The sequence below is a fragment of the Parafrankia sp. FMc2 genome (assembly GCF_041008525.1).
Taxonomy (GTDB): Bacteria; Actinomycetota; Actinomycetes; order Frankiales; family Frankiaceae; genus Parafrankia.
This window is the reverse complement of sequence record NZ_JBFLUG010000089.1, coordinates 1-12,983: the sequence shown is the minus strand read 5'-3', so window position 1 is coordinate 12,983 and position 12,983 is coordinate 1. Positions and strand designations below refer to the sequence as shown.

At 72.0% G+C, this 12,983-nt stretch carries 13 protein-coding genes; 6 read left to right on the top strand and 7 right to left on the bottom strand.

The genetic code is table 11. The features are described 5' to 3' along the window. Nucleotides 1–159 precede the first annotated feature (159 nt). Nucleotides 160–828: a TetR/AcrR family transcriptional regulator gene (locus AB1460_RS24990; protein WP_368964549.1), complete on the bottom strand. Its 669-nt coding sequence runs from the start codon at nt 826–828 to the stop codon at nt 160–162. A gap of 164 nt (nt 829–992) precedes the next feature. Further along, nucleotides 993–1,439 (bottom strand): MSMEG_6728 family protein, encoded by a 447-nt coding sequence (locus tag AB1460_RS24985; RefSeq protein ID WP_368964548.1) that lies wholly within the window; start codon nt 1,437–1,439, stop codon nt 993–995. 361 nt (nt 1,440–1,800) lie between these two features. Here AB1460_RS24985 and AB1460_RS24980 point away from each other — a divergent pair, with 361 nt between their 5' ends. The 5 genes from AB1460_RS24980 to AB1460_RS24960 all read left to right on the top strand — a co-directional run bounded on the left by AB1460_RS24980 (nt 1,801) and on the right by AB1460_RS24960 (nt 5,673). Continuing rightward, nucleotides 1,801–2,895, top strand: coding sequence for a methionine ABC transporter ATP-binding protein (locus AB1460_RS24980; RefSeq protein WP_368964547.1), 1,095 nt, complete (start codon nt 1,801–1,803; stop codon nt 2,893–2,895). A gap of 119 nt (nt 2,896–3,014) precedes the next feature. Continuing rightward, a complete protein-coding gene (locus AB1460_RS24975; protein ID WP_368964562.1) occupies nt 3,015–3,614 on the top strand; it encodes a methionine ABC transporter permease in 600 nt (199 codons plus the stop codon). Nucleotides 3,615–3,696: 82 nt separating this feature from the next. Further along, nucleotides 3,697–4,530, top strand: a complete 834-nt coding sequence (locus AB1460_RS24970; protein ID WP_368964546.1) for a MetQ/NlpA family ABC transporter substrate-binding protein — start codon at nt 3,697–3,699, stop codon at nt 4,528–4,530. Nucleotides 4,531–4,605: 75 nt separating this feature from the next. Beyond that, the gene (locus tag AB1460_RS24965) at nt 4,606–4,791 is read left to right on the top strand and encodes a hypothetical protein (protein ID WP_368964545.1); all 186 of its coding nucleotides are present in this window, start codon (nt 4,606–4,608) and stop codon (nt 4,789–4,791) included. Between the two features lie 102 nt (nt 4,792–4,893). After that, on the top strand, nt 4,894–5,673 hold the full coding sequence (locus AB1460_RS24960; protein WP_368964544.1) for a FadR/GntR family transcriptional regulator: 780 nt from the start codon (nt 4,894–4,896) through the stop codon (nt 5,671–5,673). Nucleotides 5,674–5,707: 34 nt separating this feature from the next. Here the strand turns inward: AB1460_RS24960 and AB1460_RS24955 are convergent, their stop codons facing one another. Then, nucleotides 5,708–6,463, bottom strand: a complete 756-nt coding sequence (locus AB1460_RS24955) for an enoyl-CoA hydratase/isomerase family protein (protein ID WP_368964543.1) — start codon at nt 6,461–6,463, stop codon at nt 5,708–5,710. A gap of 152 nt (nt 6,464–6,615) precedes the next feature. Between AB1460_RS24955 and AB1460_RS24950 the strand changes: the two genes are divergently transcribed. Further along, nucleotides 6,616–8,292, top strand: a complete 1,677-nt coding sequence (locus AB1460_RS24950; protein ID WP_368964542.1) for an AMP-binding protein — start codon at nt 6,616–6,618, stop codon at nt 8,290–8,292. 71 nt (nt 8,293–8,363) lie between these two features. Here the strand turns inward: AB1460_RS24950 and AB1460_RS24945 are convergent, their stop codons facing one another. The 4 genes from AB1460_RS24945 to AB1460_RS24930 all read right to left on the bottom strand — a co-directional run. Beyond that, entirely contained in the window at nt 8,364–9,782 is a 1,419-nt protein-coding gene (locus AB1460_RS24945) for an acyl-CoA dehydrogenase family protein (protein WP_368964541.1), read from the bottom strand. Beyond that, nucleotides 9,782–10,963 carry an acyl-CoA dehydrogenase family protein gene (locus AB1460_RS24940; RefSeq protein WP_368964540.1) on the bottom strand — a complete coding sequence of 394 codons (1,182 nt, stop codon included), beginning with the start codon at nt 10,961–10,963 and terminating at the stop codon, nt 9,782–9,784. Before AB1460_RS24940 ends, AB1460_RS24945 begins: the two co-directional genes overlap by 1 nt. Then, on the bottom strand, nt 10,960–11,826 hold the full coding sequence (locus tag AB1460_RS24935; protein ID WP_368964539.1) for an enoyl-CoA hydratase/isomerase family protein: 867 nt from the start codon (nt 11,824–11,826) through the stop codon (nt 10,960–10,962). Before AB1460_RS24935 ends, AB1460_RS24940 begins: the two co-directional genes overlap by 4 nt. Nucleotides 11,827–11,853: 27 nt before the next feature. After that, nucleotides 11,854–12,983, bottom strand: a 1,130-nt coding sequence (locus tag AB1460_RS24930) for a class I adenylate-forming enzyme family protein (protein ID WP_368964538.1), incomplete at its 5' end; no start/stop codon positions are given.

Here is a 12,983-nt window from a genome sequence, read left to right as displayed (position 1 = left end):
CTGGAAACAGGGTCGGAGAGTCGCGTCCGAAACGGATCGTGTCGTGTCCCCGCGCCAGGTGTCGGCGTGCCGAGCGTGCCGGCATGCCGAACTGCCGCGCTGTCGCGCATGCCGAGCTGTCGAGAAGCGCCACGGACAGGCCCGCCGCGGGCGGGGGGGCTAGTCGCTGACGGGGAGGCCGACCGGAGCGGCGGTGAAGGCGCGCAGGAACGTGGTGGATGCCGCCTCGGCCACCCGGCGCAGCTGCGCGTCGCCCAGCGGCCTGGTACCCAGAGCGGAACGACTCGCGACGGGACCGGTGATCAGCGCGAGGAACTGCTCGGCCGCCTCCACCGGATCCGTCAGCCGCAGGCGGCCCGCCAGGGCGAGCCGGGCCAGCCGGTCCGCGAACGCCTCGCCCACCTGGTTCGGCCCGCTGGCCCCGATGGCGTCGAACAGCCCCGGGAACCGGACGATCTCGGCGTGCAGCAACCGCCGCAGCGCCCAGGACTCCTCCGAGCAGTAGCAGCTCAGCAGGGCCTCGCCGACGTCGGCGAAGGCGGTGTGCAGATCCGCCGCGTCGACCGCGAGCCGGGACACCACGGCGAGACTGCGCGCCGTGGTCCGCTCCGCGGTCGCGGTCATGGCGTGGAGGAAGAGGTTCTCCTTGCCACCGAGGTGGTTGTAGATCGTCGGTTTGGCCACGCCGGCCTCGGCCGCGATCGCGTCCACACTCGCCTGGGCGTACCCCTCCCGCGCGAAGATCACAAAGGCGGCCTCGAGGATCGCCTGCCGCTTGTCGATCCTCCCCCGCGTGCTCGGGCTTCCGGCCGTCGCTCCGGGCCTCACTCCTCGCACCTCATCACCGTACCTTCCAGGACAACGGATGGCGGCAGCTCACATCGATCAAGGTCCGGTCCGGTCGGACGGAGCGGTGGCGTGCGTGCGGAGCTCAGGGCGTCTGGACGGCCAGGAGGCAGTGGTTCAGGCAGTGGTTCAGACCGGCCAGTGGTTCAGACCGGCCAGTAGTACGGCAGCGTCGGGTCCACGTCGCCGAACAGCGGGCCGTAGAAGTCCGGGTCCTTGCGGACCAGCGCGGCCCGGTGGCTGCGATGGAGGCGTTCCTCCCCCAGCCAGTCGGGCAGCAGCCCGAGCCGTGCCAGTGCCTGCTGGGACCGCGGCGGCAGCGCCGCCCGGCTGAGATCGGCGCCGATCGTGGCCGCGCAGGTGTCCGCGCGTCCCGGGGCGGTCCACTCCGCGCAGATCGCCAGCCCGTAGGCGGCGACGGCCTGCGGGTAGCCCACCCACATCCGGACGGCGGGATGTCGTTGCCAGCCATAGCCCTCATAGGTCAGCGCGCGCAGGACCTGCAGTGCCTCGACCCGCTGCTTGCCGAGGCGGCGGGGGTCGAGAACCGCGGCACTGGCCGCGAAGTCCGCATAGGGCAGAAAGGTCTGCATCGCCGCCCGATCCTCACCCGTATCGCCTGCTGTCGCCGGGTTACCCGGCGGCGCTCTCCATAACCGGCAGTGTCGCCTCGGCCAGCCAGCGCAGCGCGCCGCACCGCACCGCCCGGTAAAACTCGGCACGGCGGTCAGCCCATCGGCTGCGCCACGCCCGGCGGAATCAGGAATCAGGGGCACTTGACGTCGACTCATCCCGGGGTAAAACTACTAATTATGTCGAGAAAATCGGGATTGACTCGACGTCTCGCGATCGACCTTCGCCGGCACAGCAGCGCGCTGTGTCGTTGGGCAGCCTTCACGTACTGACGCCCGACGAACGGCACAGGCCCGGTTTCCGGGCACGGTCTGGATTTTCGTGATCTCCGTAACGGATCTTCGCAAGGTCTATCGCGCCCGTTCCGGTGAGGTCGCGGCGCTCGACGGCATCGACCTGAACGTCGCCGTGGGAGAGATCCATGGCGTCGTCGGTCGCAGTGGCGCCGGTAAAAGCACTCTGGTGCGCTGCCTGACGGCTGTCGAACGCCCGACCTCGGGGTCGGTACGTATTGACGGGCGGGAACTGACATCGCTGCGCGAAACCGAGCGCCGGCGCGCCCGGCGCTGCATCGGCATGGTTTTCCAACACGTGAACCTGCTGGACAACCGGACGGCGGCGGCGAACGTGGCGTTCCCGCTGGAACTGGCGGGTGTGCGCCGCGCGGCCCGCCGGGCCCGCACGGCCGAGCTCCTGGAGCTGGTCGGCCTCGCCGACCGGGCCAGGGCCTATCCGGCCCAGCTTTCCGGTGGCCAGCGCCAGCGGGTGGGTATCGCGCGGGCGCTGGCCACCGATCCCGCGGTGCTGCTGTGCGACGAACCGACGTCGGCACTCGATGTCACGACGACCGGGCAGATCCTCCGCCTGATCAAGGACGTTCGGGACCGCCTCGGCGTGACCGTCCTGCTGATCACCCACGAGTCCGCGGTCGTCAGGGAGGTGTGCGACAGCGTAACGCTGCTGCGGGACGGCCGGGTCGCCGAGCAGGGAGACCTGGCGTCCGTGCTCACCCACCAGGGTTCGCGGCTGGCCCGGGATCTGCTGCCGATCCGACCGCCCGACCAGCCGGGGCCCTACGTGGTGCTCGAGGTGTCGTTCGCCGGCGAACATCCGGTCGACAGCGGTGAGCACCGCGCCAGCCTCGCCTTCGCCCAGCTGGTGCGGCATCTGGACGCCGACGTCGCAGTCCTCGGCGGTGCCGTGGAGACGTACGGCGCCCAGCAGTTCGGCCGGCTGCGGATCGGTCTCCCCCCGACGGCGTCGGTCAGCGACGCCACCGCGTTCCTGCGCGCCCGGGGCCTGACCGTCGAGCTCCTCACGGAGCCGACGGCGACGGCGGATGCTCCGTCACCGACGAAGGAGATCACGAAGGCGGCCGCAGGAGAGGAAGCCGCCGGGGGCGGGGCCGGGCGGTGAGCTCCGGCCGCGCAGGAGAGATCAGCTTCGTGCCGGTCGCCGAGGCGCAGGCGCTCGGGGTGTTCGACAACCGCGTGATCAACGAACGGCTCCCCGAAGCGGCCCTGGAGACCCTCCAGATGGTCGGCTTCAGCTCGCTGTTCACCCTGTTCCTTGGGCTTCCGCTCGGGCTGCTCCTGCACACGAGTTCGCCGACCGGGCTCCGGCCGTCCTTCCTCGCCCACCGGACGCTCGGGCTCGTCGTCAACGTCGGCCGGTCGCTGCCGTTCCTGATCCTGCTGATCGCGGTGATTCCGTTCACCCGGTTCGTCGTCGGAACGAACATCGGCCCGGAGGCGGCCATCGTGCCGCTGACCCTCGGCGCCGCGCCCTTTTTCGCCCGCCTGGTCGAGAGCGCGGCGCGGGAGGTCAACCCCGACACCGTCGAGGCCGCGGTGGTGATGGGCGCCTCCCGGGTGCAGGTGGTGGCCAAGGTGCTCGTCCCCGAATCGCTGCCGAGCATCATCTCCGGGTTCACCACGACCGTCGTGACCATCGTGTCGTACTCCGCGATGGCCGGCTCGGTGGGCGGCGGCGGGCTCGGCTATCTCGCCGTCAGCTACGGCTACAACAGATTTCAGACCGACGTGATGGTGGTGACGGTCATCGTTCTCGTCGCCCTCGTACAGATCATCCAGCTGACCGGGGATGTCGCCGCCCGACGGCTGGACCACCGCTAGCACCGGAACATCCGGCGTCCCGTCCCGGAAATCCCTGATCCCGCTCCACCCAAGCGGGCATGCACCCGCGGAAGGACATCACGTGCGCAGAGTATTCCTGCCGATCGCCGTCTCCGTTCTTGCGACGACCCTCACCCTCGGCGCCTGCAGCGACTCCGACGACGGCGGCGCGGGCGGGGATTCCGGCGACCGGCCCATCAGAATAGGCGCGAGCCCGACGCCGCACGCCGAGATCCTCCAGTTCGTCCAGGACGAGCTGGCCGCCGAGGCCGGCCTGCGACTCGACATCGTCGAGTACACCGACTACATCCAGCCGAACGTCGCCCTGTCCGAGGGCGATCTCGACGCGAACTACTTCCAGCACCTCCCCTACTACGAGGTTCAGGTCGCCGAGCGGGGCTACGACTTCGGCCACTTCCCCGGCATCCACATCGAGCCGTACGCGGCGTACTCCGAGACTGTCGACGACGTGGCCGACCTGCGCGACGGGGCCCGGGTCGGCATCACCAACGACCCGTCCAACCAGGCCCGCGCGCTCGACCTGCTCGTCGGCGCCGACCTGATCACTCTCGACGACACCGGGGAGGAGGACCCGACCCTTCTCGACGTGGCGGACAACCCGAAGAACCTGGAGTTCGTCGAGACCGACCCCGAGCAGCTCCCGCGCAGCCTGCAGGACTTCGACCTCGCGATCATCAACGGCAACTACGCGCTCGAGGGCGGTCTGAACCCGGCCACCGACTCCCTGCTGATCGAGTCCGGCGAGGACAACCCCTACGCGAACTTCGTGGCTGTCCGGGCTGAGGACATCGACGATCCGCGGCTCGTCCGGCTCGACGAGCTGCTGCACTCCACCCAGGTCCGCACCTTCGTCACCACCAGGTGGCCGAAGGGCGAGGTGCTGCCGGCCTTCTGAGCCGGGTCGGCCGGCGACCTCCGGAACCAGCTGACCACCGCCGGGAAGAGCGCGGAGGTCGCCGGCCAGCTGGTCGTGCCCCACCCGACCCACTACCACTCGAGCCCGTCCACCACCGCGAACTCGCTCGCGGCCTACCGGAAGGCCTTCCGCGCCTCGGACTCCCTGGACCACCCCTACGTGATCGTCACAGCGGACGTGGTCGTCGCACCCGACGACGATTCCGCCCGGCAGGCCGATGGCGATTCCCTAAATCTCTAGATGTATGAGGCGCGAGATCGCGTGATCACGCGCGGGCACGGGGGGCCAATCCTCGCGGCCCGGTAGGCTGGGCGGACCGCGGACACTCAGAGAAGGTCGATCATGGTGGCCCAGCCGAGAAAAGCACAGAATCGCGACCGGGCCGCACTGCGCGAGAAGCCCCAGCGCATTGCCGACGAGCTTCGGCAGCTCATCGTCCAGGGCGAGCTTTCGGAGGGCGAGTCCCTCGGCCACGAGCCGGACCTGGTCGAGCGTTTCGGGGTTTCCCGCCCGTCTCTGCGCGAAGCCCTGCGCATACTCGAGACCGAGGGCCTGATCTCGGTCAGGCGCGGTGTTCTCGGCGGAATCGTCGTCCACCAGCCGGACCAGCGGATGACCGCCCGCACCACGGCGCTCGTGCTCCAGGCCCGCAACGTGCCGCTCGCGGACGTCCACGCCGCCCGCAGCCTGCTCGAACCGGTCGCCGTGCGGATCATCACCTCGTCACAGGACCGTGGCTCGGCGGCCGCCGAGCTACGGCGGCTCACCGCCGAACAACTCGAGGTGATCGACGACCCCGAGGCGTTCGGAAACGCCAACTCACGCTTTCACGCCCGGCTCGTCGAACTGGCCGGAAACCAGACCCTCGGCATTGTCGCCGAAATGCTCAACGAGATCGTCGCCCGGGCCGTCGCCGCGGTCAGCCAGCCCGAGGGCGGGAAGGACACCACGGAAACGCGGCTACGGGGGCTCCGTTCCCAGGCCCGGCTGGCGGCGCTTGTCGAGGCGGGCGACGCCGCCGCCGCCGAGGAACACTGGAAGGAGCACATGACGATCGTGGGAAAGGTGCTCCTCACCCAGGGCGCCCGCACGGTCATCGATCTGATGCAGCACCACTACTGAAGCCACCGGGAGCAGCCGGCGGAGCCGCCGGCGGTCAGCGTCCCTCGAAGTGGGGCGGGCGGCGCTCGACGTAGGCCGCCAGCGCCTCCCGCATGTCCCTGGTGTGGACGTTCACCGTCTGCGCCAGCGCCTCGACCTCGAGCGCCTGGGCGAGGGACGACGTCCCGGCGGCAGCCAGTGCGCGCTTGGTCATGGACAGCGCCACGGGCGGCCCGGCGGCGATGCTGTCGGCGATCTCGCGCACCGCGGCGTCGAGGCGCGCCGCCGGCACGACCGCGTTCACGAAGCCGATCTCTCCCGCCTCTGTCCCGCTGAGCATCCTCGCGGTGTACGCGAGCTCCTTCACTCTGTGCACGCCGATCCGCTGGCGCAGCAGCCAGGAGGTGCCGAAGTCGAGGCTGAGACCCCGCCTGGCGAAGATCAGCGAGAACCGGGCCGTCTGGGCGCACCAGGTGAGGTCGGCGGCCAGCGCGAGGCCCAGGCCTGCACCGACACACAGGCCGTCGACCTTGGCCACGACCGGCACCGGGCAGTCGTGGACCGCCAGCACCACGTCGGCCAGGACCCGCATGTTGTTGAGGTTGTGCGGAGGCGCCCCGCTCCCGCTCGACGGGCGCTCGCCGCGGGCGCCACCGAGGTCCGCTCCGGTGCAGAAGTCCCCGCCGGCGCCGGTGAGGATGACGGCACGGGCGCCCGAGAAGGCGACGTCCCGAAAGGTGCGTCCGAGCGCCACCCACATGTCGCCCGTGCAGGCGTTCTTCGACTCCGGCCGGTCGATCGTGACCGTCACGACGAATCCGTCACGCTCAGCCCGGATGTTCGGGTGGTACGACGGGGGAGACTCTTGCGCCATGGACATATATCTAGAGATATTGGGCGGGTACGTCAACCGGACAACCTGCGAGCGCGAGCCCGACCTGCGCCCGGGTGAGGGAGAACCGCGTGACAGCGCAGGAGTGGTCGTTACCCGCCGTGCTCGACGTCGTCACCGACGTGGCCCCCGACCGTGACATGCTGGTGTCGGCCACCACGCGCCGAAGCTATGCGCAGGTGCGGGACCGCACCCGGCATCTCGCCGCACACTTCCGGCAGCACGGGCTCGGCGTGCGACGCGAACGCCGCGAGCTGCGGCGCTGGGAGTGCGGCCAGAGCACCGTGGCGCTCGTGATGTCGAACTGCCCCGAGTACCTCGAGACGATGATCGGAGCCTTCCGCGCCCGGGCCGTGCCGTTCAACGTCAACCATCACTACGCGCCGCGGGAGATCGGCGCGCTGCTGAGCCAGGTCGGCGCCGAGGCCGTGGTGTACCACCGGCGGCTTGGCCCGAAGATCGCCCAGGCGGCCCGGCTCGACACCCGGCTCGGCACCCGGCTCGACGGCACCCCCGGCGGGCTGCTGCTGATCGACGTCGACGACGGCTCCGGTGTCGCCCCCCTGCCGGGCAGCACCTCGTTCCCCTCGGCGGTGGCCGACGCCGAGGGAGTCCACGACCTCCCGGTCCCGTCACCCGACGATCTCTACCTCGTCTGCACCGGCGGCACGACCGGGACCCCGAAGGGCGTGCTGTGGCGTCAGGGGGACGTCTACGTCTCCGCCATGGGCGGTGTCGAGGGAGCCACTCGCGACGTCATCGCGGAGATCGCCGCGGCCGGGGCGGGCGTCTGGTTCGCGGCTCCCCCGCTGATGCACGGCGCCGCGCAGTGGACCGCGTTCGCCGGGCTCGTCAACGGCGGCACGGTCGTCCTGCACGACGACTCCGTGCCGTTCGACGCACCTGAGATCCTGCGGACCGTCCAGCGCGAGCGGGTGACGATGATGTCGATCGTGGGCGACGCCTACGCCCGGCCGCTGGTGGAGGAGATCAGGGCCGGCTCCTACGACCTGTCCTCACTGGTGCGCCTTGGCACCGGCGGCGCGACGACCAGTGCCGGGCTCAAGCAGGCCCTGGTGGACCTGCTGCCCCAGCTCACCGTCGTCGACGGGTACGGCGCGTCCGAGACGGGCGGAATGGCGTTCGGGACATCGACGGCGGGCCGGCAGGCGCACCGGTTCAGGCTCTCCGCGGGCGCCGCGGTGCTGTCGGCGGACCGGTCCCGCTTCCTCGACCCCCGGGACGACGAGGTCGGCTGGACGGCCCGGGTCGGCCGGATCCCACTCGGCTACCTCGGCGACCGGGCGCGCACGGAACAGACCTTCCCGCTCGTCGACGGCCGGCGGACCTCGGTTCCCGGCGACCGTGCCCGCTACAACAGCGACGGCGACATCGTCGTGCTCGGGCGGGACGCGATGGTCGTCAATACCGGCGGCGAGAAGGTGTTCGTCGAGGAGGTGGAGGAGGTGCTTCGGCAGCACCCCGACATCCTCGACGCGCTCGTCGTCGGGCGGCCGAACGACCGGTACGGCGAGGAGGTGGTCGCGCTCGTCCAGCTCCGGGCAGGTGCGCAGGTGTCTCCAGCCTCGGTCCGCGAGCACGTCGCCGGCCAGGTCGCGCGGTTCAAGGCGCCCCGGGCCGTGCTGCTGTGCCCGCGGATCCGCCGCCATGTCACCGGCAAGGCCGACTACACCTGGGCACGGCGGGCGGCTCTCGAAGCGGTGGCCGCCACCGTGCCGACAGCCTGACGGGTGGCCGCGGGGCCCTGGCGGCCGGCCGGCCGGTCGGCTGCGGGGCCCGAGCGGCCATGGTGGTCGGGCTACTCCCGGGCCGACGTCCAGCCACGGGCGTCCCGCAGCACCTCCCGGAACGGCTTGCCGCTGTCGAAGGACGGCTCGCGGGGAAGCCCGAGCACCCGCTCGCCGATGCTGTTGCGCTGCATCTCGTTGGTTCCGCCGGCGATGGACATGAAGCGGCTGTTGAGGAAGCCGACCGCGGTTCTGCGCCCGACGGCCCCACCGGGCTGCTCCTCCCGGTCGACGGCGTCCCCGCTCGCGGCGTCCCCGCTGGCGGCGTCCCAGTTCACGGCGTCCGCGCCGCCGATGCGCATGGCGGTGTCGGCGCGGATCGGGTCGTGGACACCGCTGACCAGCTTGGCGTAGGACGCCAGGTGCAGCGCCTGGGCGGGATCCGCCCGCATCCGCGCGCCGAGCCGCGCGAGCAACGCCCGGCGTGCCACGTCGTCGACGTGGGCGCGCACGATCAGGTCGCGGGTGAGCGGGTCGGCGAGCCGGCCGGCGGTCCGGGCGAGCTCCACGAGGTCGGGCGCGACACCCGTCGAGGCCCGGGTGGTGCGGGTGCCGTGACTGAGCCCCCCGCCGCGCTCGAACATCAGCATGGTCTGGGCGACGGTCCAGCCGTCGTCCACCTGGCCGATGACGTCACCGTCGCCGAGCACGACGTCGTCGAAGAACTCCTGGCAGAACTCGGCGTCGCCGGTGATCTGCCTGATCCGCTCCACGGTCACGCCGGGGGCGGTGACGGGGACGGCGAACCACGTCAGCCCACGGTGCTTGGGCACGTCCCAGTCGGTGCGGGCGAGACACATCCCCCAGTCGGCATAGTAGGCCCCGCTGCTCCAGATCTTCGACCCGTTGAGGACCCACCCGTCGCCGGAACGGGCCGCCCGGGTGCGCACACCGGCCAGGTCCGACCCGGCCTCCGGCTCGGAGAAGAACTGCACGAAGAGCTCCTCGCCGGCGAGGATCCTCGGGATGTGCCGGCGCAGGAAGTCCGCCGACGCGTGCGCGAGCATCGTCATGGCGCACACGCCGAACGTGGTGCCGCCGGCTATGCCCAGCTCCGGCAGCCGGTACCCGCGTGCCTCCTGCTGGAAGGCGCGCTCGTACTCCGGGCCGAGGCCCTGGCCGCCGTACTCGCGCGGCCAGGTGATCCCCGCGTACCCGGCCTCGTACAGCCGGCGCTGCAGCGCGCGACCGGCCGCGATCGCGGCCGGATCGATGTCGCCCCGGCGACCGCCGGAAGCCGGGCCCCGCTCCAGGTTCGCCTCGATCCAGCCCCGGGCCCGGGCCCGGTACTCGTCGAGATCCGGCGCTGGCACCGGCGCACGGACCTCGCGTTCCGGCTCCGCGCCGTCGTCTCGTTCCGGCGCGGCGTTGTCGCCGTCGTCGTGCTCCGCCGCCACATCACTGTCGTGCTCCGCCGCGATGTCCCGCATCAGCCGACTCCGATCCGCTCGCCCAGCCGGGCGCGATGCCACTGCGCCGAGCCGAAGGCCACCGCGTCCGCCGCGAGGCGCCTCATGAACAGGTGGTGGTCGTGCTCCCAGGTGTAACCGACCCCGCCGAAGACCTGGAAACAGCCGTGGGCCAGCTCGATTCCGTGCTCGGCGACGAAGGCCTTCGCCGCATGCGCGAGATCCACCCCGTCGCGGGCGGCGGAACCGAGAGATCTGGAACCTAACGCCTCGGCGGCGGCGGACACCACGCCCTTCGCCATCTCGAGCGAGAGGCTCAGGTCGGCGAGCAGGTGCTTGACCGCCTGGAACGAGCCGATCGGCCGTCCGAAGGCGATGCGTGTCCTGGCGTGTTCGACCGCCGCTTCGAGCTCACGGTGCATCGCCCCCACCGACTCCGCGGCGGTGAGGACCGCGGCGATCCCGACCTGCCACTCGAACCGCGCCGCGGTCGCGTCGCCCGGCGCTCCGAGCACGGCGTCGGCGCCCACCCGGACAGCGTCGAACCGCACCGCGCCCGGCCGTCGGGTGATGTCCAGGCTCGCCATCCGCCGTGCCTGGATCCCGGGCGTGTCCGCCGCGACCAGGAACTGGGTCAGCCCGCGCGGCCCGTGCGCGGTGACGACCAGCAGGTCGCAGTCGGCAGCGTCCGGTACGTGCCGGACGTCGCCGTCGAGGCGGAAGCCGCCGCCATCGTCCTCGCCCGCGACGATCTCGCCGGCTCCCGGCGTCAGCCCGGCGACGTCGCCCACCGCCCATGTCGCCCGCGCCCGGCCGGCCACCAGCCGGGCGAGGGCCTCACGGTGCTTCGGACCCTCGGCCGCCAGCAGCTGGGCGACGACGTTCGCCGCTGCGAACGGGCCGGGCTGCAGGACAGCGCCCCGCTCGGCGGCGACCGCGGCCGCGTCCAGCAGGCCGTTGCCCGACACGGTGCCGCCGCCGTGCTCCTCGCCGACCAGCATCCCGAACCAGCCGAGCGAGCACGCGGCCTCGTGGTAGCGCGCCTCCAGTCCGCCTGCGCCCGCGCCCGCGGCGAGTCCACCCGCGTCCGCGGCGAGCTCGCGGACCGACGGCAGCGGCATCATCCGCTCGATGAACCTGGAGCTGGACTCGAGGAGCAGCTCCTGCTCGGGCGTCACGGCCGCCAGCAGCCCGACGCTCATGCGCCGGTGAACCGCGGCTCGCGGCGCTCGGCGAAGGCCCGGAAGCCCTCCCGCACATCCCTCGTGGTGTAGGCGATGTGCTGGGCTCGCGCCTCGTCCTCCACCGCCCGCTCGAACGTGGCCGAGTCGCTCGCGTCCAGCAGCCGCTTGATCAGGCTGAGCGCGGTCGTCGGCCCGGCGGCCAGCCGGCGGCCCCACGCGGTGGCGACCTTCGTCAGCTCGTCGGCCGGCACGACCTCGTTGACCAGACCCCACGCCAGCGCGTCCCGGGCCCCCACCCAGTCGCCGAACAGGGCCATCTGCTTCGCCCGGCGCAGCCCGATCTGGCGGGGCAGGCTCCAGGACGTCCCGCCGTCCAGGGAAAGGCCCCGCCTGGCGAACACCTCGCAGAACCGGGCCCGGTCGCTGGCGACGACGAGGTCGCAGGCGAGCACCAGGCCGAGCGACACGCCGACGGCGACGCCGTCCACCGCCGCGATGGTCGGCTTCGGCAGCCGGTGCAGCCGGTTGACGATGTCACCGGCCGTACGCATCTCGTGCAGGATCGCCTGCCGGGGTCCGGAAAGCCCGCGGGCCTCGTTCCCCGTCCCCGTCCCCGTGCCCGTGCCCGTAGCCGCGCCCGCGCTCCTGCCCGCGCTTGTGGCCGTGCCCGCGCGCGCGCTGCCGGTCAGGTCGGCGCCCGAGGAGAAGTTCCCACCAGCGCCGGTCAGCAGGAGCGCCCGGTCGGCCGGGTTCCGGGCGACCTCGGTCAGAACCCGGTCGAGGTCGGCCCAGCTGGCACCGTCCAGCGCGTTCTTCTTCTCCGGGCGGTTGAAGACGACCGTGACCAGGCCGTCACTGCGTTCGACGAGCGTCGAATCCATCGGGTCCTCCGTCCAACCGGCATTAATCTAGATATTTTTTAAGTCGACTCGATCAGTCGAGGCCGAGGCCGATGCCAACCAGCCTTCGAGTGCGCGCCGGAGGACCTTGCCCATCGGGTTGCGCGGCAGCTCGCCGACGATCTCGAGGCGTTCCGGGCACTTGTGGCGGGCCAGCCCCTCGCCCTGGCAGTGCGCGACGAGGACGGCCAGCGTGACGTCGTGGCCCGGCCGGACCACGACGACGGCGCAGATCCGCTCGCCGGTCCGCTCGTCCGGCACGCCGACGACCGCGACGTCGCGGACCGCCGGGTGCCGGGCCAGCACCTCCTCCACCTCCGCCGCCGAGATGGTCTCCGCGTTGCGGATGACGACCTCCTTGCGACGGCCCCGCACCCGCACCCGGCCCTGCTCGTCGACGTCGCCGAGGTCGCCCGTCCGCAGCCAGCCGTCGGCGTCGAAGGCCTCGGCGTCGAGCCCGGAGTCCGCGTAGCCGAGGAAGCACTGGGGGCCCTTCAGCCGCAGTTCGCCGTCGACGACCCGGACCCGGACCCCGGCAGCCGGCCGGCCGACCGTGGTGCCGGGCCCGGCGTCGATCGACCTCTCGCTGGTGGCCACCGGGAACTCCGTGAGGCCCCAGGAGCCCACGACTCCGGGCACGCCGAGGACCTGCGCGACCTCCCGGTTCACGGGCTCCGGTGTCGCCGCGCCGCCACCCACGCAGGCACGCAGCGCCGGGAAGAGGGGGCCCACTCCGTGGCGGCGCTGCGCCGCCAGGTAGGCGTGGAAGAAGGGCGTCGCGGAACCGAGGATCGTCGGGCGGTGGGCCGCCATCCGCTCCGGTGTCACAGCCGGGTCGAACACGTCGAACAGAACCAGCTTCCCGCCGGTCCGCAGTGCCGCCGCGAGCATCGAGACTCCGCCGATGTGGGCGATCGGCCAGGCGATCGGGTACACGTCCCCGGCGCCGAAGCCGAGCCCGTCGACGACACCGGCCGACGAGGCGATCACCGACTCATCGGTGTGCCGGACACCCTTCGGATCGGCGGTGGTGCCGGAGGAGTAGTAGATCCACCGGCATTCGCCGGCCCGCCCCCAGGCAAGGGCCGGGTCCGGACCAGGGGCCGGGGCCGGACCCGGCCCTTGCCTGGGGGCGGGCC